15 protein-coding genes are annotated in these 18,620 nt (G+C 73.1%); 8 read left to right on the plus strand and 7 right to left on the minus strand.

Annotated elements, in window-relative coordinates; translation table 11 throughout:
- Positions 1-2 precede the first annotated feature (2 nt).
- Both RB150_00640 and RB150_00645 read left to right on the plus strand, forming a co-directional pair.
- Positions 3-1,367 (plus strand): HD domain-containing protein, encoded by a 1,365-nt coding sequence (locus tag RB150_00640; GenBank protein MDQ7819048.1) that lies wholly within the window; start codon positions 3-5, stop codon positions 1,365-1,367.
- 305 nt (positions 1,368-1,672) lie between these two features.
- The gene (locus RB150_00645; GenBank protein ID MDQ7819049.1) at positions 1,673-3,556 is read left to right on the plus strand and encodes a phosphodiester glycosidase family protein; all 1,884 of its coding nucleotides are present in this window, start codon (positions 1,673-1,675) and stop codon (positions 3,554-3,556) included.
- A 69-nt stretch (positions 3,557-3,625) separates the two neighbouring features.
- Here RB150_00645 and RB150_00650 read toward each other — a convergent pair whose 3' ends face one another.
- The 7 genes from RB150_00650 to RB150_00680 all read right to left on the minus strand — a co-directional run bounded on the left by RB150_00650 (position 3,626) and on the right by RB150_00680 (position 12,391).
- On the minus strand, positions 3,626-4,213 hold the full coding sequence (locus RB150_00650; GenBank protein MDQ7819050.1) for a nucleotidyltransferase family protein: 588 nt from the start codon (positions 4,211-4,213) through the stop codon (positions 3,626-3,628).
- 83 nt (positions 4,214-4,296) lie between these two features.
- The gene (locus RB150_00655; GenBank protein ID MDQ7819051.1) at positions 4,297-5,433 is read right to left on the minus strand and encodes an XdhC family protein; all 1,137 of its coding nucleotides are present in this window, start codon (positions 5,431-5,433) and stop codon (positions 4,297-4,299) included.
- Positions 5,434-5,455: 22 nt separating this feature from the next.
- Entirely contained in the window at positions 5,456-6,598 is a 1,143-nt protein-coding gene (locus RB150_00660; protein MDQ7819052.1) for a VWA domain-containing protein, read from the minus strand.
- Complete coding sequence (locus RB150_00665) at positions 6,598-7,545, minus strand: MoxR family ATPase (protein MDQ7819053.1); 948 nt, start codon at positions 7,543-7,545, stop codon at positions 6,598-6,600. The genes RB150_00660 and RB150_00665 overlap by 1 nt, the downstream gene beginning before the upstream one ends.
- A gap of 98 nt (positions 7,546-7,643) precedes the next feature.
- Positions 7,644-9,965: a xanthine dehydrogenase family protein molybdopterin-binding subunit gene (locus RB150_00670; protein ID MDQ7819054.1), complete on the minus strand. Its 2,322-nt coding sequence runs from the start codon at positions 9,963-9,965 to the stop codon at positions 7,644-7,646.
- Between the two features lie 4 nt (positions 9,966-9,969).
- Positions 9,970-10,362 (minus strand): carbon monoxide dehydrogenase subunit G, encoded by a 393-nt coding sequence (locus RB150_00675; protein MDQ7819055.1) that lies wholly within the window; start codon positions 10,360-10,362, stop codon positions 9,970-9,972.
- Entirely contained in the window at positions 10,262-12,391 is a 2,130-nt protein-coding gene (locus tag RB150_00680) for an acetoacetate--CoA ligase (GenBank protein ID MDQ7819056.1), read from the minus strand. The genes RB150_00675 and RB150_00680 overlap by 101 nt, the downstream gene beginning before the upstream one ends.
- A gap of 158 nt (positions 12,392-12,549) precedes the next feature.
- Between RB150_00680 and cutA the strand changes: the two genes are divergently transcribed.
- Genes cutA through RB150_00710 form a run of 6 tightly spaced genes read left to right on the plus strand, consistent with a single transcriptional unit; the run spans position 12,550 to position 18,590 of the window.
- On the plus strand, positions 12,550-14,892 hold the full coding sequence (cutA, locus tag RB150_00685; protein MDQ7819057.1) for an aerobic carbon-monoxide dehydrogenase large subunit: 2,343 nt from the start codon (positions 12,550-12,552) through the stop codon (positions 14,890-14,892).
- Positions 14,889-15,758, plus strand: a complete 870-nt coding sequence (locus RB150_00690; GenBank protein ID MDQ7819058.1) for a xanthine dehydrogenase family protein subunit M — start codon at positions 14,889-14,891, stop codon at positions 15,756-15,758. The genes cutA and RB150_00690 overlap by 4 nt, the downstream gene beginning before the upstream one ends.
- A complete protein-coding gene (locus RB150_00695; GenBank protein MDQ7819059.1) occupies positions 15,758-16,321 on the plus strand; it encodes a (2Fe-2S)-binding protein in 564 nt (187 codons plus the stop codon). The genes RB150_00690 and RB150_00695 overlap by 1 nt, the downstream gene beginning before the upstream one ends.
- A 12-nt stretch (positions 16,322-16,333) precedes the next feature.
- Positions 16,334-17,185 (plus strand): DUF2877 domain-containing protein, encoded by an 852-nt coding sequence (locus tag RB150_00700; GenBank protein MDQ7819060.1) that lies wholly within the window; start codon positions 16,334-16,336, stop codon positions 17,183-17,185.
- A 22-nt stretch (positions 17,186-17,207) separates the two neighbouring features.
- Positions 17,208-18,104 carry an EamA family transporter gene (locus RB150_00705; protein MDQ7819061.1) on the plus strand — a complete coding sequence of 299 codons (897 nt, stop codon included), beginning with the start codon at positions 17,208-17,210 and terminating at the stop codon, positions 18,102-18,104.
- Between the two features lie 36 nt (positions 18,105-18,140).
- Positions 18,141-18,590: a hypothetical protein gene (locus tag RB150_00710; protein ID MDQ7819062.1), complete on the plus strand. Its 450-nt coding sequence runs from the start codon at positions 18,141-18,143 to the stop codon at positions 18,588-18,590.
- The last annotated feature ends 30 nt before the right edge of the window (positions 18,591-18,620 follow it).

Raw genomic sequence — 18,620 nt, forward strand, 5'->3', positions numbered from 1 at the left:
CCGTGACGCGCCCGCGGAGCTCCTCGGTCACGGCCACGCTGCTGCGGTACCTCGCCACCGCCTGCAAGCACCGGGCCATGTACCCTCCCGAGCACCCGGTCGTCCGGCGCGCCCTGGACGACCTGGTGCAGCTGCTGGACCTGCTGCTGCGGGACCGGGACGTCATCACCTTCCAGATCTACGAGGACACGTTCTTCCTGGACAACCAGATGCTGCCCGAGGAGAGCCTGCGGTATGCCGCTCTGCTCACCGCCTGCCTGGAGCGGGGCGTGGGGGTGTGCGCGATCCGCCGGGGGATCAGCGCTCAGGAGGCGCACGCCTTCGTGAACCTGCTCACCACGCCGACCGCCGTCGTGCGCGCCCGCGGCGGGCCGGCGGCCGTCCTCGCGGAGTCCGGGGTGCAGCATGTCACCGTGGAGTCCCCTCGGGAGGCGCCCCCCACCGAGATGCCCGTGGAGGTCGAGCCGGCCAGCGCCTACCAGGCGGGGACCCTGGTGGCCCAGGAGCTCCGCGCCCAGGCAGTGCGCCGCCAGCCTCTGGACATGCGCCGCGCCCGGGTCTTCCTCTCGGCGGCGATCGAGGTGGTCCTGGAGAACCGGTCCGCCCTGCTGGCGCTGATGGCTGACCGGAGCCACGACGAATCCAGCGCCTACCACGCCGTCAACGTGGCGCTGCTGGCCCTGGTGATCGGCACCCGGCTGGAGCTCAGCCGGGAGGCGCTGATGGCCCTTGGCATGGGCGCCCTGCTGCACGACATCGGCAAGGTGCGCGTCGGTCCCGACCTGCTCAACCGCGCCACGCCCCTGGAGCCCGACGAGCAGTCCGCGCTGGACCGGCACCCCGCCCACGGGGCCAACATCCTGCGCGACCTGGACGGCCTGGGCCGGCTGGCCATGGTGTGCGCCCTGGAGCACCACCTGCACGCCGACGGTTCCGGCTACCCCGAGCCCGCCGGCGGGGTCCGCCCGCACCTGTTCTCCCGCATCGTCGCCGTGGCGGACACCTACGACACGGTGACGTCGGCCCGCCGGGGCACCCAGCGCCCGCTGCGCCCCGACCTGGCCATGAAGTGGATCGCCGTCGGGCTGGGCAGCATCTACGACCCGGTGGTGGGCAAGGTGTTCCTGAAGATGATGGGTGTCTATCCGGTGGGCAGCCTGGTGCAGCTCAACACCGGCGAGGTGGCCGTGGTGGTCCGGCCCGCCGAGAGCCGGGTGAACTGCCCGGTGGTCCAGGTGGTCCGCGATGGCCGCCCGGCGGAGGTCGTCGATCTGGCGGTCGCCGCGGACAGGTGGATCGTGACCGGCGTGGATCCCGCGGATGCCGGCGTGGACGCCGCGGCCGTCCTGCAGTCCTCGGCCGCCTAGGGCCGGACATCGGAACAAAAACAAGAGGCGGCACACTGCGCCGTCCTCTTGTTTCACCCAACATCCGTTGGGTCGTTACTTCTTCTTCTTGGCCTTCTTCTTGGCCATGGACCACCCTCCCCCGCGTTGCGCCGGGGCTGCCGTCGGGCGCCCCACGCAGAATGGACGGTCCTGTGACCGTCGCGCACATTAGTTCGCCACCACATGTCGTTTTCCTTCCGTCCATGGCCACAAAATTTGGGGGCGAACGCCCGCGTGCGGCGACGCAGGGAGATGGCGGAGCCTGAGGGAACCTCAACGCCCGGATGCGCGTCCTGGCCTGCGCCCTGGTCAGTATCCTCCTGCTGCCCCTCGCGGTCCAGGCCCAGCCCCCCGCCACCGATGCGGCGGGACACTGGGCCGAGGACCGCATCCGGCTCCTGGTCCGGCGCGGGATCGTCGACGTCACCGGCGGCCTGTTCTCCCCCGATCTGGCGGTGACACGCGCCGAGTTCATCGCCTGGCTGGTCCGGGCGCTGGGCCTTCCGCTGCGTCCGTCGTCGTCTGCCGTCACGGACGTTCCCGCCTCCCACCCGCTCGCCCCGTACGTGGAGGCGGCCGTCGTCTTCGGGCTGGTTCCCCGCGGACAGACCTTCGCGCCGGATGCGCCGGTCACGCGGGCGGACGCAGTGGCCCAGGTGGTGTCAGCTCTGGGATATGCCTTTGAGGCCGTGGCGCTCGCCGACGAGCCGCCCCTGTACGACGACGTGGCCGAGCTGCCGCCGGCGCTGCGCGGCGCCATCGCCGTGGCGGCGCGCACCGATCCCCCGCTGTGGCAGGAACCCCCCGCGGCGCAGTTCCGCCCCTCCGCCGCCCTCACGCGGGCGGAGGCCGCGGGACTGGTCGGCGGCGCCCTGCTGGCCTCGGAGCAGGGTCTGCGGCTGCGGTACGCGCTGGGCGCGGAGGGGCTGGACCTGCTGGTCGAGCGCCGCGGCGTCCTGCGGATCCCGCCCCTCTGGCGGGTGCAGGTCGGCGCCTTCACCAGCGAGGACAACGCGCGGCGGCTGGCGGCGGCCGTGGAGGCCCGCGGGCTGCCGGTCGTGGTGGAATTTGTGGACGGGCTGTACAAGGTGCGGGTGGGAGCCTTCGCCACCCCCGCGGAGGCGGCGCTGGCGCGGGACGAACTGGCATCCGAGGGCTATCCCACGTGGGTGGTCCAGACGGTGGCGAACCCCGACATCCTGCCGGGGCCGTTCCGGGTAGCGGCGGTGGTGGTGGACACCCGTCGGGGGCTGCAGATCCGCCCCGCCGTCGGCGACGGCCAGCGGATGCGGCGGGTCCGCACCACCGACGTGGCCCGGCGTCTGCGGGCCCTGGCGGCGGTGAACGCCAATTTCTTCAGCCCGTCCGGGGATCCCCTGGGGTGCCTGATGGTGGACGGCGCGCTGCTCAGCGAGCCGGACCCCCAGCGTTCCTGCGCGGGGCTGACCGACGACGGCGGAGTGGTCATCGACCGGGTCGGCTGGGACGCCGCGGTGGTCACCCCCGACGCCCGGGCAACCCTGGACGGGGTCAACCGCGAGCGCGGCCCCCACGAGCTGATCCTGTACCGGCCGCCGTTCGACACCTCCACCCGGACCAACCCCTACGGCGCGGAGGCGGTCGTGCGCGGGGGCGTGGTCGTCGCCGTTACCGACGGACGGGGAAACACGGCGATTCCTCCCGACGGAGTCGTGATCTCGGGCCACGGGCGGGCACGCCAGTGGATCCTGCAGCACCTGGCGGCGGGCACGCCGGTGGACGTGCAGGTCCGCCTGGTGCCGGCGTCCGGCGACCCCCGCTGGGAGCGGGTCAGGCACGCCGTGGGCGGGGGGCCGCGGCTGCTGGCCGGCGGCCAGCTGGTGTCCGACGAAGGTTTCCCCGCCACCCTGGTGTCCCTCCGCCATCCCCGGACGGCCCTGGGCATCCTTGCCGACGGCCGCATCGCGCTGGTGGTGGTGGACGGCCGGCAGCCCACCCACAGTCTGGGGATGACGCTGGTGGAGCTGGCCCTGGAGCTGTACCGGCTGGGCGCGGTGGACGGGATCAACCTCGACGGCGGCGGCTCCAGCACCCTGGTGGCCGGAGGCCGACTGATGAACCGGCCCGCCGACGAAACCGGCGAGCGCATGGTGCCGGCGGCGCTGGTCGTCCTCCCGGCGGGACCGTAAAAAGGGAAGAGGGAACAGGGAGCCTCTAACGCAGTTTGCCCTTTTCCTTTTTCCCTTTTCCCTTTTCCCTTATTCCAGCAGTGCCGCGTCGTCGGGCGTGTCGATGTCGCGCGCGGCCTCGGGGGGAATCTCGACGGTCACGACGTGCCGGGGATAGGTCCGCAGCACCTGGCGGGCTCCCTGGTCCCCATCCAGCACCAGCAGCTCCAGGAACAGGGCGCGGTCAAACAGCACGGGGACCCCCACCACGTCTCCGTAGCGGCAGGCGACGATCTTGCTCTGGGTGGTCTGGTAGACCTCCCGCAGCCGCCGGACGGTGCCGGCGTCGATGAACGGCTGGTCCGCCAGGAGGATCACGACCGCGCGGGTGTCCTCGGGCAGGGCCTGGATGCCCGCGCGGATGGACGTGCTCATGCCTTCGGCATGGTCGGGGTTCTCCACCACCGTGGCCGGTGTCCCCTCCAGAACGGGCCGGTAGCGGTCGGCGTCGGCGCCCAGGACGACCACCACCGGGTCGCAGCCTCCCTCCCACGCCGCCTCCACCACCCGGACCAGCAGAGGCCGGCCGCGGTACGTCAGCAGGAGCTTGGGCCGCCCCATGCGGCGACTGCTGCCGGCGGCCAGCACCACGGCGGCGACGGGGACGGCGTCGCTCACGGGTCACCGGCAGGGCCGGCCCACCGCCCCGGGCGGACCGTCGGGCGGGCGCGAGAAGGTCCCGGCGCGGTCACGGTGGCGGATCAGGCTCCCGGGGTCCGGGTGGGGCGGTCCACCGTCTGGTGAATGGGGCCCGGGCGCTCCCGCAGGAACCCGGCGCGCCGCCCGGCCTGGACGGCCTGGATCTCTCCGACCACCGCCAGGGCAATCTCCTCGGGGGTGTCCGCCCCCACGTCCAGGCCGACGGGCCCGTAGATCCGCGCCAGGTCCGCGTCGGCGATCGCCACCCCGTCCCGGCGCAGATCCGCCAGGATCTTCTCGGTGCGGGCCCGGGGGCCCAGCATCCCGATGTAGGGGACCTCGGTGCCCAGAAAGCCGCGCAGCAGGTCCCGGTCGTGCAGGTAGTTGTGGGTCATGATCACCACGTAGGTGCGGCGGTCTGTGGGCACGCGGCGGGCCGCCTCAGCCGGCTCGGCGTGCACGAACTGCCGGGCGCCGGGAAACCGCTGGGGCGAGAGGAAGCGCTCCCGGGAATCCGCCACCACCACGCGCCAGCCCACCGCCGCGGCCAGCTGCACCACCGGGATGGCGTCGTGCCCGGCGCCGCACACCACCAGCCGGATCGGCGGGCGCAGCACCTCCACGAAGCACGTGGCCTCTCCGCGCCCGCCCGCCAGGGTGTGCACCCGGGAGGCGCCCTCGTCCAGGGCGGCCGCCGCCGCCCGCGCCGCCCGCCGGTCCAGGTCCGGGTCACCCAGGGTGCCCACCGGAGCGCCGTCCGGCCACAGCGCCAGCCGGGCTCCGGCCGGCGCCGCCCCGCCCAGGACCGTGACCACGGCCAGCGGCCGCTCCTCGGCGATGGCGCGCCGGTACAGCCCGAACACCTCCGCCGACGGGTCCACGGGTTCGATGAAGATGTCCACGGCGCCGTTGCACCCCAGCCCCAGCCCCCACACCACGTCGTCGTCGGCGGTCAGGTCATAGGTCACCAGGCGGGGCTGCCCCGTGCGCATCACCTCGTCGGCCACCACCATCACGTCGCTTTCCAGGCAGCCGCCGCTGATGTTGCCGACCATCTGCTGGCTGCGGGTCAGCAGCAGACGCGCCCCCTCCCGCCGGTAGGTGGACCCGCGCACCCCCACGATGGTGGCCAGGGCCATGGATTCCCCGGCGCGGGCGAAGCGCTCCATGGCGTCCAGGATCTCCGCCAGCTCTTTCATGGTCCCGCTCCCTCCCCGCCGGCTACGGGCGGCCGCGCAAAGCCAGGTGCCGCTCCAGCCGGCGCAGGCTGTCCAGGTTGTGGGCGGACGCAAAGACGTCCACGTAGGGCAAAGCCGTGCGCATCCCCTGGCAGATGGGCTCGTACCCCGGGCTGCCCAGCAGCGGATTCAGCCAGATGACCCGTCCCGCCCGGGCGCGCAGCTCCCGCATGGCCCCGTCCAGGACCTCGATGTCTCCGGTATCCCACCCGTCGCTGATGATGATGACCACCGTCCGGGGGCCCAGCAGGCCGTCCCCGTATCGGTCCAGGAACTGTCGCAGGCTCGCCCCGATCTTCGTCCCGCCCGACCAGTCGGGCACCTGGCGGGCCACCTGGTCCAGGGCGGTGCGCAGGTCGGCCTCGGACAGGGCATCGGTCACCCGGGTGAGGCGGGTGCTGAAGACCATGGTCTCCACCTGGCCCAGGGTGTGCTGCAGGGCGAAGACGAACTGGACCAGGAAACGGCTGTACACGTCCATGGACCCGCTCACGTCGGCCAGGACCACCACCCGGGTCTTGCGGATCCGCCGGCGGCGGTATGCCAGGTCGATGACCTCCCCGCCGCGGCGCAGACTGTAGCGGAGGGTCCGGCGCAGATCCACCAGGTGGCCCCGGCGGGCGGCCCGCATGCGCCGGGACAGGCGCGTGGCGATCCGCCGGGCGATGGCCACCACCAGGCGGCTGACCTCGGCCAGCTCGTCGGCGCTGAAGGCGCTGAAGTCCTTGTGGGTGAGGACGTCCACCGGGCTGTACGCCGCCGTGGCCTCCTCCCCGTCGGAGGGAGTCAGGGCGTCGTCCAGCCACGCCAGCACCTGGGGAACGGCGGCCTGCTCTCCCTCCGGGCCCGCGGGCGCGGCCGCCTCAGGTCCCTCCGCGCCCGGGGCGGAGGGGGACGGCGGATTCCAGTACTCGGCGAAGACCTGGTCGAACACCGCCAGGTCTTCCTGGCGGGATGTCAGGACCGCCCGCAGGGCCAGATAGCACTCCCGCCGGTCGCCCACGTCCACGGCCGCCAGCGCCCGCAGGGCGTCGGCGGCCTCCCGCGGTCCCACGGCGAGCCCCCGGACCCGCAGGGCCCGGCAGAAGCCGACCACGTGCGCGGTGAGGTCGCCGGGCACCGTCATCAGCGGGGCAGGACCTGGTCCGCCACCTGAGCCACCGTGTCCTGGGTCCAGGGGCGCGGCTGGCGGGACATCTCCTCCAGGCCCCGCAGCAGGTGGTCCAGCCACTGGCCCCGGATCTTCTCGGCGTCGTCCCGGTGCTTGAACAGCACTCCCAGGGTCTGCTCCACGGCCTCCCGGTCCAGGTGGTCGCGGTGGAGGGCGATGAGGGCGGCGCTCCAGTCCAGGGTTTCGGCCAGGCCCGGGGTCTTCTCCAGGCGCGCGCGGCGCACCATCTGCATGAAGGCGGCGATCTGCTCGGCCAGCTGGCCGTTCACCTCCGGCACCTTGCGCCGCACGATGGCCAGCTCCTTCTCGAAAGTCGGGTAGTCGATCCACAGGTACAGGCAGCGGCGGCGCAGGGCGTCGCCCAGCTCCCGGGTGCGGTTGCTGGTGAGGACCACGTAGGGGATGTGGCGGGCCGCGATGGTCCCGATCTCGGGGATGGTGACCTGCCAGTCGGACAGCACCTCCAGCAGGAATGCCTCCCACTCCTCGTCGGCGCGGTCCACCTCGTCGATGAGCAGGACCGGCGGCCGGTGGTGGGTGATGGCCTGCAGCAGCGGCCGCTTGAGCAGGAACGGCTCGCTGAAGATCTCCCGCTCGCGCGCGTCCAGGGGAAGATCGCTGTGCTCCTGCAGGCGGATGTGCAGGAGCTGGCGCTGGTAATTCCACTCGTACAGGGACGTGGTGGCGTCCAGCCCTTCGTAGCACTGCAGGCGGATCAGGTCGGTGTCCAGGGCGCGGGCCATGACCTTGGCCACCTCGGTCTTGCCGACCCCGGCCGCGCCCTCGATCAGCAGCGGCTTGCGCAGCCGGATGGCCAGGTACACCGAGGTGGCCAGGGCCTCGTCGGCCACGTAGCCCTGAGCGTCGAGCATGGCCTGAATGCGCTGGATCTCCGGATGCATGGCCCCTCTGCCTGTGAGAAACGCAACGGGGATGGCGCATCCATCCCCTGCTCATTATACGGGAAAAAGGCGCCGGCGGCAGGCGGTGACGGTGCCTGTCACCGCCTGCGGACGCGCAGGGCCTCCCAGATCTTGCGCGGGGTGAGGGGCATGTCCAGGTGCTCGACCCCGGCCGGATCCAGGGCGTCCAGGACCGCGTTCACCACCGCGGGGGTCGCGCCGATGGTGCCGGCCTCTCCCACGCCCTTGGCCCCCAGCGGGTTGTGGGGCGTGGGGGTCACGGTGTGGGCCAGTTCCATCACCGGCACGTGGGTGGCCCGGGGCACCGCATAGTCCAGCAGGCTCGCCGTCAGCGGCTGCCCCTGGCCGTCAAAGACGGCCTCCTCGAACAGGGCCTGGGCCAGCCCCTGCACCACGCCGCCGTGCACCTGTCCGGCCACCAGCAGGGGGTTGAGGACGGTCCCGCAGTCGTCCACCGCCACGTAGCGGAGGACGTGGACCTGCCCGGTCTCGGGATCCACCTCCACGACGCACACGTGGGTGCCGAACGGGAAGACCGTCTCCGGCGAGCCGAACACCGCCGTGGCCTCCAGCCCGGGCTCCTCCCCCGGCGGCAGGCGCGCCCCCTTGTAGGCGGCGCGGGCCACCTCCGCAAACGACAGCGCCCGGTCCGGGCTGCCCCGCACGGCCAGGCGGTCGCTCTCCCAGACGATGTCCGCCGGCGACGCCTCCAGCAGGTGGGCGGCCAGCCGGAGTGCCTTGTCCCGCACCCGCTGGCAGGCCAGGTACACCGCCGAGCCCCCCACGGGAGTGGTGCGGCTGCCGAAGGTGCCCACGCCGTAGGGCACGGCGCGGGTGTCCCCGTGGACCACCCGGACGTCCTCCACGGACACGCCCAGGCGATCGCTGACGATCTGGGCGAAGGTGGTCTCCTCCCCCTGGCCGTGGGGTGACGCCCCCGTCAGGACCACCACCGAGCCGGTGGGCTCCACCCGCACCGTGGCGCTCTCCCACCGCCCGCCGGGCAGCCCCGCCGCCGCGCCCAGGCCGGTGATCTCCACGTAGCTGCTGATCCCGATGCCCAGGTACCGCCCCCGCTCCCGCAGGCGGCGCTGCTCCTCCCGCAGGGCCGCGTAGCCGACCATCTGCAGGGCCCGGTCCAGCGCCGCCGCGTAGTTGCCGGTGTCGTACGTGGCCCCGGTGGGGGTGCGGTACGGGAACGCGTCGGGCGGAATGAAGTTGCGCCGCCGCACCTCCGCCGGGTCCATCCGCAGCCGGGCCGCCAGCACGTCCATGGCCCGCTCGATGAGGAATGTGGCCTCCGGGCGGCCGGCCCCCCGGTAGGCGTCGGTGGGCGGCAGGGTGGTGAACACCCCGGTGACCTCGGCGAAGGCGCGGGGGATGTGGTAGCAGCCGCAGGCCATCAACCCCGTATTGGTGGGCACGCCCGGGGTCAGCAGCTGGGAGTAGGCGCCCAGGTCGGCCAGCACGCGCACCCGCAGGGCAAGCAGGGTGCCGTCCCGGCGGGCGCCCAGGTCCACGTACTCCACGTGGCCGCGGCCCTGGACGGTGGCCAGGAAGTTCTCCCGGCGGGTTTCCACCCACTTGACCGGCCGGCCCAGGGCCAGGGCCAGGGCCGCCACCAGCGCCTCTTCCCCGTACACATCCAGCTTGCTGCCGAACCCGCCTCCCACCTCGGGGGCGATCACCCGCACCTGGTGCTCGGGCAGGCGCAGCATCTCCGCCAGGGCCGTCTTGACCACGTGGGGGATCTGGGTGGACGTCCACACGGTCAGCTCCCCGCCGCGCGGGTCGGCCACCACCCCCCGGGTCTCCATGGCCACCGCGATCAGGCGCTGCTGGACGATGCGCAGGGACACCACCACGTCGGCGCCGCCCAGCGCGTCGTCCACCGGCTCGCCGAACGTCATCCGGTAGCAGACGTTGGTGCCCAGCTCGGGGTGGATGACCGGCGCCCCCGGGGCGGCCGCCTGCTCCACGTCCACCACCGGGGGCAGCGGGTCGTAGCGCACCTCGACCAGGTCGGCCGCATCCCGGGCCAGTGCGGGGGTGGTGGCCACCACCGCCGCCACCGGGTCGCCCACGTGGCGGACCACGCCGTCCACCACCAGCGGATACCGCCGGGGGACCTTCATCTCCCGGATGCGCGGGCCGACGGGCAGGGGGCCGCAGCGCGCGCGGATGTCGTCCCCCGTCCACACCGCCACCACGCCGGGGGCCCGGCGGGCGGCGGAGAGGTCCAGGGCGGCGATGCGGGCGTGGGCGTGAGGGCTGCGGACCAGGACCACGTGCAGCATCCCCGGCAGGACGATGTCGTCCACGTAGGTGGCCGTGCCCGTGATCAACCGGGGATCTTCGCGGCGTCGGATCCGGGCGCCCAGCGCGCGGGAGAGGGCCATGGGCTCAGCGGGCCAGCTCGCGCTCGAGGGCTTTGAAGAACTCCACGGCCATCTGCCGGGCCACCCCGCCGATAAGCCGGTGCCCCACGCTGGCGATCAGCCCGGTCACCTGGGCGTCCCCGGTGTAGGTCACCAGCGTCTGGCCGTCCCGCTCCTCCAGGCGCAGTTCGCCCACGGCCCGGATGGTCCCCGGCCGGCCGCCGCCCTCCACCTCCAGGCGGATCCTTTCCGGGGGCGCCCGGTCGGCGATCCTCACCTGTCCTTCGTAGGTTCCCCGGACCGGGCCCACCCCGACCTCAATGGTGGCCCGGTACGTGTCCACTCCCTGGGGGACGAGACGGGTGATCCCCGGAGTGGCCCGCGCCAGAACCTCCGGGTCGTTCAGCAGCTCCCACACCTTCTGACGGGGAGCCGCCAGGGTGTACGTCCCTTCCACCTTCATGGGCGCCTCCTCGCTGGTCCGGAAGACGCAGGAGCTCGTCCCGGATCCTCTCGAAGTAGGCCAGCGTCTCCGGGTTGATCAGCGCCTCCCGGTTGACCACCGGCCGGCCGGCCAGGATGTTGGCCACCGCGCTCTCCACCTTCTTCATATTCAACGTGTAGGGGATGTCCGGCGCCTCCAGGATCACCGCGGGGACGTGGCGGGGAGACGCCTGCTCCCGCAGGGCGCGCCGGATCCGGTCCGCCACCTCGGGGCCGAAGGCGTGCCCCGGAGCCATCTTGACGAACAGGACGATGCGCTGGTCACCGCCCCAGGGCTGCCCCACCGCCAGGCTGTCGGCCACCCCCTCCAGCTTCTCCACCACGTTGTAGATCTCCGCCGTCCCGATCCGCACCCCCGACGGCTTCAGCACGGTGTCGGACCGGCCGTGGAAGGTGATCCCGCCGGTGTCGCTGTGGATGGTGATGTAGTCCCCGTGCCGCCACACCCGGCGGTGCGGGTAGAAGGTGAAGTACGCCTCCAGGTACTTGCGGCCGTCGGGATCGTCCCAGAAGTACAGCGGCATGGACGGGGCCGGCGCCTCGCACACCAGCTCCCCGGGCCGGTCGTAGACGGGGGATCCCTCCTCGTCGTAGGCCCGGACGCGCATGGCCAGCGCCGGGCCCTGGGTCTGGCCGGGATACACCGGCAGGGTGGGGCTGCCGGCGGCGAAACAGCCGTTGATGTCGGTGCCGCCCGAGATGGAGTTGAGGTGGACGTCGGCCTTGATCTCCCGATAGACGTAGGCGAAGCCCTCAGGCGACAGGGGCGACCCGGTCTGGGAGATCTCCCGCAGCGACGACAGGTCGCAGGTGGCCGCCGGCCGCACGCCCGCCGCCCGCAGGGCGTTCAGGTAGCTGGCGCTCACCCCCACCACCGTCAGCCGTTCCTCCTCCACCATCTTCCACAGGGCGTCCGGGCGCGGCCAGGCCGGGTGGCCGTCGTACAGCACCACCGTGGCCCCCACCGCCAGGGCGGACACCAGCCAGTTCCACATCATCCAGCTGCACGTGGTCAGGTACACGATGCGGTCGCGGGCAGTCAGGTCGGTGTGCAGGACCAGCTCCTTGAGGTGGTTGAGCAGGACGCCGCCGGCGCCCTGGACCATGCACTTGGGTTTGCCGGTGGTGCCGGACGAGAACATGATGTAGAGCGGGTGGTCGAAGGGCAGCTGGACATACTCCGGGGACGCCTCCGGCGCCAGGAACTCCTCCCACCGGACGGCGCGGGGGATCGGCCCGGGCTCCCCGTCCCCGGCGGCAGAGGGCACGACCACCACCTGGCGCAGGGAGGGGATCCCGGCGGCCACCGCCGCGGCCTTCTCCCGGGTGTCGTAGCGCTCCCCCTTGTAGACGTAGCCGTCGGCGGTGAACAGGACCACCGGGCTGAGTTGCCCCAGCCGGTCCAGGGCGGCCGCGGGGCCCAGGTCGGTGGCGCACGAGGCCCAGGTGGCCCCCAGGCTGGCGGCCGCCAGCATGGCGATGACGGTCTCGGGCACGTTGGGCATGTAGGCGACCACCCGATCCCCCGGCTGGACGCCCACCGCCCGCAGCGAGGCGGCGAGCCGCCCCACCTCCCGCCGGAGCTCGGCGTAGGTGAGCACCCGCCGCCGGCCGTCCTCGGAGCGGAACAGCAGGGCCGGGTGGGGACTGTCCCCATGGCGCAGCAGGTTCTGGGCGAAGTTCAGCCGCGCGCCCACGCACCAGCGCGCCCCCGGGAACCGGGTCAGGTCGTCCACCACCTGGTCGTAGCCCCGGGAGGCGATGATGCCCACGAAGTCCCACACCGCGGCCCAGCAGTCGGCGATGTGGTCGACCGACCACCCCCACAGCTCCCGGTAGGACCGCAGGGCCAGGCCGTGCCGCCGGTTGACCACCTCCATGAACGCGGTCATGGCGGCCGCACGGATCCGGTCCTCGGAGGGCACCCACAGGGGCTGGATCATAGGCGTCTGACCGCGCACACCGTGCGCACTCCGTACTGTACCATCCGCCGCCGCCGACCGTCCATGACCCCGCCGCCTCCAGGAGTCTCCCGCCGGGCGTAGAACTTCTCCTATCGTTCCCGCCGCCCCGCGCGGCGGGCGGCGTTCTGAGCTCAACCATGGCGACGCGGTATTTCGGCGCTCCCATTTCCCGCCTGGAAGACCCCCGGCTGCTCACCGGTCGGGGCACCTACGTGGACGACATCACCCTGCCGGGCATGCTGCACGCGGCCGTGCTGCGCAGCCCCCACGCCCACGCCCGCATCCGCCGCATCGACGCCAGCCGGGCCCTCCAGGCGCCGGGCGTGGTGGCGGTGTTCACCCACGCCGACCTGCCCCCCGCCCTGGCCGGGCCGCTGCCGAAACTGATCCCCCACCCGGCCCTGGTGCACCACAAGACCCAGTACGCCCTGGCCGCCGACAAGGTGCGCCACGTGGGCGAGCCGGTGGCATTCGTGGTCGCCGACAGCCGGTACCGGGCCGAGGACGCCGCCGAGCTCATCGAGGTGGACTACCAGCCCCTGCCGCCGGTGGTGGACCTCCTGGCGGCGGTGCAGCCCGACGCCCCGCTGGTCCACGAGGACATCGGCACCAACGTGTGCGCCCACTACGCCCAGCGGGTGGGCAACGTGGAAGACGCCTTTGCCCGGGCGCCGGTGGTGGTGCGGGAGCGCTTTGTGATCGACCGGGGAACCGCCGCCCCCCTGGAGACCCGGGGCGTGGTGGCCCAGTGGGACCCGCGGATGCGCCAGCTGGTGGTGTGGGACTCCACCCAGGCCCCCATCCCCATCCGCAACGGCCTGGCCCGGCTGCTGGGGCTGTCCCAGGCGCAGGTGCGGGTCATCGCCCCCGACATCGGCGGCGGGTTCGGCCCCAAGATCATGATGTTCTACCCGGAAGAGGTGCTGGTCCCCTACGCCGCCATGCGGCTGGGCCGCCCGGTCAAGTGGATCGAGGACCGCCGGGAGTGCTTCCTGGCCATGAACCAGGAGCGGGAGCAGATCCACGACGCGGCCATCGCCACCGACCGGGACGGCCGCATCCTCGCCGTGCGCACCGACTTCCTGTATGACGCCGGCGCCTACATCCCCTACGGCCTGATCGTGCCCATCGTGGCCAGCACCACCCTGCCGGGGCCCTACAAGATCCCCAACTACCACTGCGAGTTCCGGGCGGTGTTCACCACCAAGACCATCGTCAGCCCCTACCGGGGAGCGGGGCGGCCCCACGGCGTCTTCGTGATGGAGCGGCTGCTGGACCGGGTGGCGGAGACCCTGGGGCTGGACCGGGTGGAGGTGCGCCGGCGCAACTTCATCCAGCCCCACGAGTTCCCCTACAACGTGGGGCTGATCTACCAGGACAATGCGCCGCTGATCTACGACAGCGGCAACTATCCGGCCACCCTGGAGCGGGCCCTGGAGATGATCGGCTATGACCGCTGGCCGGAGGAGAAGGCCCGCTACCGCCGGGAGGGCCGGTACGTGGGGCTGGGGGTGGCCTGCTATGTGGAGGGCTCGGGCATCGGCCCCTACGAGGGGTGCCGGGTGACGGTGGAGCCCTCGGGCAAGGTGCACGCGGCCACCAGCGTGGGCACCCAGGGACAGGGGCACTTCACGTCCTTCGCCCAGATCATCGCCGACGCGCTGAGCGTGCCGGTGGAGGACGTGGTGGTCACCACCGGGGACAGCGGGGCGTTCGGGTGGGGGACCGGGACCTTCGCCAGCCGCGCCGCGGTGGTGGCCGGCACCGCCGTGCACCTGGCCGCCCAGGCGGTGCGGGAGAAGGCGTTGAAGGTGGCCGCCACGGCGCTGGAGGCGCGGGTCGAGGACCTGGTCCTGGAAGGCGGGCGGGTGTACGTGCGCGGCGCCCCGGCGCGGTCTCTCAGCCTGGGGGAGATCGCCGTCCTCGCCAATCCCCTGCGCGGCACCATCCCCGCGGAGTGGGAACAGCCGGGGCTGGAGGCCAGCCGCTACTTCGCCCCGCCCCGGGGCACCTTCCCCAACGGCGTCCACGCCGCCCTGGTGGAGGTGGACCCCGAGACGGGCCAGGTGCGGTTTCTGCGGTACGTGGTGGTGCACGACTGCGGCCGGGTGATCAATCCCAAGATCCTGGAGGGCCAGATCCGGGGCGGGGTGGCCCAGGGCATCGGCGGGGTGTTTTACGAAAAGCTGGTGTACGACAGCAGCGGCCAGCTGCTGACCCAGACCTTCATGGACTACCTGCTGCCCACCGCCATGGAGATCCCGGAGGTGGAGGTGGCGCACCTGGAGACCCCCTCACCGCTGAATCCCCTGGGCATCAAGGGCGCCGGGGAGGCGGGGGTCATCCCGGTGCCGGCCCTGTTCGCCCAGGCGCTGGAGGATGCCCTGGCGGAGTTCGGGGTGAAGATCACCGAGATGCCGCTGAGCCCCAACCGGCTGCGGGAGCTGATCCGCGCCGCGCGTCAGCGCACTCCGTCATGAAACCGCCGCCTTTCCGGTACGCCGCGCCCGCGTCGGTGGACCAGGTCGTGAGCCTGCTGGCCGCCCACGGCCCGGAGGCCAAGCTCCTGGCGGGAGGCCAGAGCCTGATGCCCCTGCTCAACCTGCGCCTGGCCCGTCCGGCAGTCCTCGTGGACCTGAACCGGGTGCGGGAACTGGACTACATCCGGGAGGAAGACGGCCAGGTGATCATTGGCGCCATGACCCGGCAGCGGACTGCCGAGCGGTCCCCGGTGGTGCGCCGGCGGCTGCCCCTGCTGGCGGACGCGCTGCCCCTGATCGGGCATCCGCCCATCCGCACCCGCGGGACGGTGGGCGGCAGCATCGCCCACGCCGACCCCTCTGCCGAGCTGCCGGCGGTCCTGGTGGCGCTGGACGGCTCCGTGGTGGTGCGGGGCCCCGGGGGCACCCGGACGGTCCCGGCCGCGGAGTTCTTCGTCTCCTACCTGACCACCGTCCTCGGGCCGGAGGACCTGCTGGTGGAGGTGCGCCTGCCGGCCCACGGGGACGCGGGCACGGCCTTCCTGGAGGTGGCCCGCCGCCACGGTGACTTTGCCCTGGTGGGGGTGGCGGTGCTGGCGCGAGTATCGGAGAACCGCTGCCGGGGAGTGCGCCTGGCGTTCACGGGTGTGGGGCCGACACCGGTGCGCGTGCCCGAGGCCGAGGAGGCGGCCGAGGGGCGCGAGCTGACGGCGGCGGTGTGCGCGGAGGTGCGCACGGCGGTGGAGGCGCGGCTGCAGCCCGACAGCGACATCCACGCCTCCGCCGCCTACCGGCGCGAGGTGGCCGGCGTGCTGGCCGAGCGGGCCCTGCGGCTGGCCGTCCAGCGGGCCCGGGAGGTGGAGTGATGGGACGCGGCGTGACTCCTGCGCGGCGAGGCACCCGGCGCTCCCGGCAGCCGTCGCCCTCCGCCCCGGTCCCCGTCAGCCGGCAGGACGTGGCCGTGCGCATCAACGGCACGGTGTACCAGGCCGAGGTGGACGTGCGGACCACGCTGGCCGACTTCATCCGCGGCCACGCGGGCCTCACGGGCACTCACCTGGGCTGCGAGCACGGCGTGTGCGGGGCGTGCACGGTCCTGCTGAACGGGGAGCCGGTGCGCAGCTGCCTGATGCTGGCGGTCCAGGCGGACGGTGCCGAGGTCACGACGGTGGAGGCCCTGGGCACCCCCGAGCGCCTGCACCCCCTGCAGGAGGCGTTCCGGGAACACCACGGGTTGCAGTGCGGGTTCTGCACCCCGGGATTTTTGATGACGGCGCTGGCGTTTCTGCAGGAGAATCCCCGCCCCACCACCGAGGAGATCCGCCAGGCCATCGCCGGCAACCTGTGCCGGTGCACAGGGTATCAGGGGATCGTGGCGGCCATCGCCGATGCCGCCCGGCGGATGCGTGGCGAGAGCGGTGGGGGTTGAAGGTTGAAGCTTATGTGGCGGGCGCGGCTGGTGGGCCGCACGGTCCTGCCGCGCCTGAGCGCCGAATGCCGGGGCGGGGTTCTGGCCACGTTCGCCCGCAGCTGCTACCTGGATCTGGACGGGGAGGTGGTGGCGGTGGTCGCGGGCGACCTGCCGGCCGGCCCGTTCGCCGTGGTGGTGGAGGGCACCCCGCCGCTGGCCGGCGTGCCCGCGGGCGCGCCCGCGGCCGCAGGTGGCGACCGGATCCGGATCGGAGATGCCCTTGAGGTGGACCTGCGCCCGGCTGTTCCCTGGGATCCGCTCCTTGCTCCCTGGGCCGGCATGCCGGCGCACCTGGACGATCACCTCGCCCTCCTGCGACGCCTGCTCCTGGACGGCGCGTCCCCCAACGGACTGGGCCGCGTGGCCGCGGGAGGGACGGACGATGGCCCTCTCGCCCGACGGGCACAGCCGGCACTGGCAGCCCTGGCCACGGGGCTCCGCGACCGGGACGCCCGCGCCCTCGGCGCGGCCGCCCGAGGGCTGGCAGGACTGGGCCCGGGCCTGACCCCCTCCGGGGACGACGTCCTCACCGGGTGCCTGCTCGCCCTGTCCCTCTGGCCGACCCGGCGGCCCGACCTGAGGTCCCTGATCGCCGGACAAGCCATCTCCCGCACGACGCGCATCAGCGCCGCCTACCTGGCCGCGGCCGCGCGGGGGGAAGCCGGAGGGGACTGGCACCACCTGCGGGATGCCCTGGCCGAGTCCGACCCCGACGCCGTCCGCCGGGCCGCCGCGCGCCTCCTGGCGTTGGGCGAGACGTCGGGGGCCGACATGCTGGGCGGATTCCTCCTGGCCGCGCAGGCGCTGGTGCCCCCGGCCTGACCGTCCGATCGGCCGCCGGTCCATGACCCCCCGCCTGCGCGGGATCCTGTGCGTGGCCGGAGCCGCCACCTGCTGGGGCCTGTCCGGGGTGGTGGCCAAGATTCTGTTCACCCGCGGCGTGGACCCCTGGACGCTGGTGGAGATCCGCCTGACGGCGGCCAGCGCGGTCCTCCTGGCGGCGTTCGCCGCCTCACGGATGCCGGTGCGGGTGCCCCGCCGCCTGGCGGTCCCCCTGGTCCTGCTGGGACTGTCCATGACCGGCGCCCAGAGCGCGTACTACCTGGCCATCCACCTGGCCGGCGTGCCGACCGCCCTGTTCCTGCAGTACACCGCACCGGTCCTGGTGGCGGTGTACGGCCGCCTGATCGGCGGCGAGCCGCTGACGCCCCGGCGGGCCGCGGCCATCGCGCTGACCGTCGCCGGAACGTACGCCCTGGTCACCGGGGGCGAGGGCCTCCGCGCGGACCCCCTGGGCGTGCTGAGCGGCATGGGAGCGGCCGTCGCATTCGCCGCGTACGTCCTCCTGGGCCGCGGCCCGGCCCGGGAGGCGGGGGCCGCCCGCATGTTGCTGTACGCCCTGGGAACGGGCGCCGTCGTGTGGAGCCTGATCGTCCCGCCCTGGTCGGCCTACGGCCGGCCGTACACGCCGGCCGAGTGGGTCCTGATGGCCCTCATCGTCGTCTGCGGGACCGTGGTGCCGTTCGGTCTGTTCCTGTACGGCCTGCGCTCCATCAGCGGGACCGTGGCCAGCCTGACCGCCACGGTGGAACCGGTGGTGGGCAGCGCGGCGGCTGTCCTCATCCTCGGCGAGGCGCTGGGCGCCGTCCAGGTGGCCGGCGCCCTGGCCATCCTCGCCGGCGTCCTCCTCGTGCAGACTCCCGACCCGGCGCGGGCTGACCGGGATGTGACAGATCTGTGAGCATGCCCGCTCACAGTTCTGTGGGGGGTGACAGCCATGGTGCGCACGGTCGTCGTCATCGCGGTAGCCTTGGGCCTGGTCGCCGGCCTGGGCGGAGTGGCATACGCACCCTACCACACCCAGACCCGACCGCAGCAGACCACCGCCGGAGCCTACAAGGCGCAGGCCCGCACTGCCGCCGCCCACGCGTCGTTCGCCTCGGAGGGGACGTCGCTGAGCTACGTGCGGGAGCACCTGGGGCACGCCATCGCCTGCCTGGAGGGCCCCAAAGGCAAGAACGTCAACCCGGCGTGGGACAATCCCTGCCAGGGACAGGGCGGAGGAGTGCTGGTGGACCTGCGGGCCGATCCCCAGGGGATGGCGTGGGCGCTGGTGGTCCAGGCGGCCGCCGACCTGGCGGTGGCCGGGCTGAAGGCGCAGGCGCTGGATCAGGCAAAGAACGCCGCCCGCGGAGTCGCGGAGTTGATGAAGCTGGTGGCGCAGTAAGAGGAAGGAAGAAGGAAGAGGGAAGAGGGA

Source organism: Armatimonadota bacterium, from assembly GCA_031081675.1.
Taxonomy (GTDB): Bacteria; Sysuimicrobiota; Sysuimicrobiia; order Sysuimicrobiales; family Kaftiobacteriaceae; genus Calidihabitans; species Calidihabitans tengchongensis.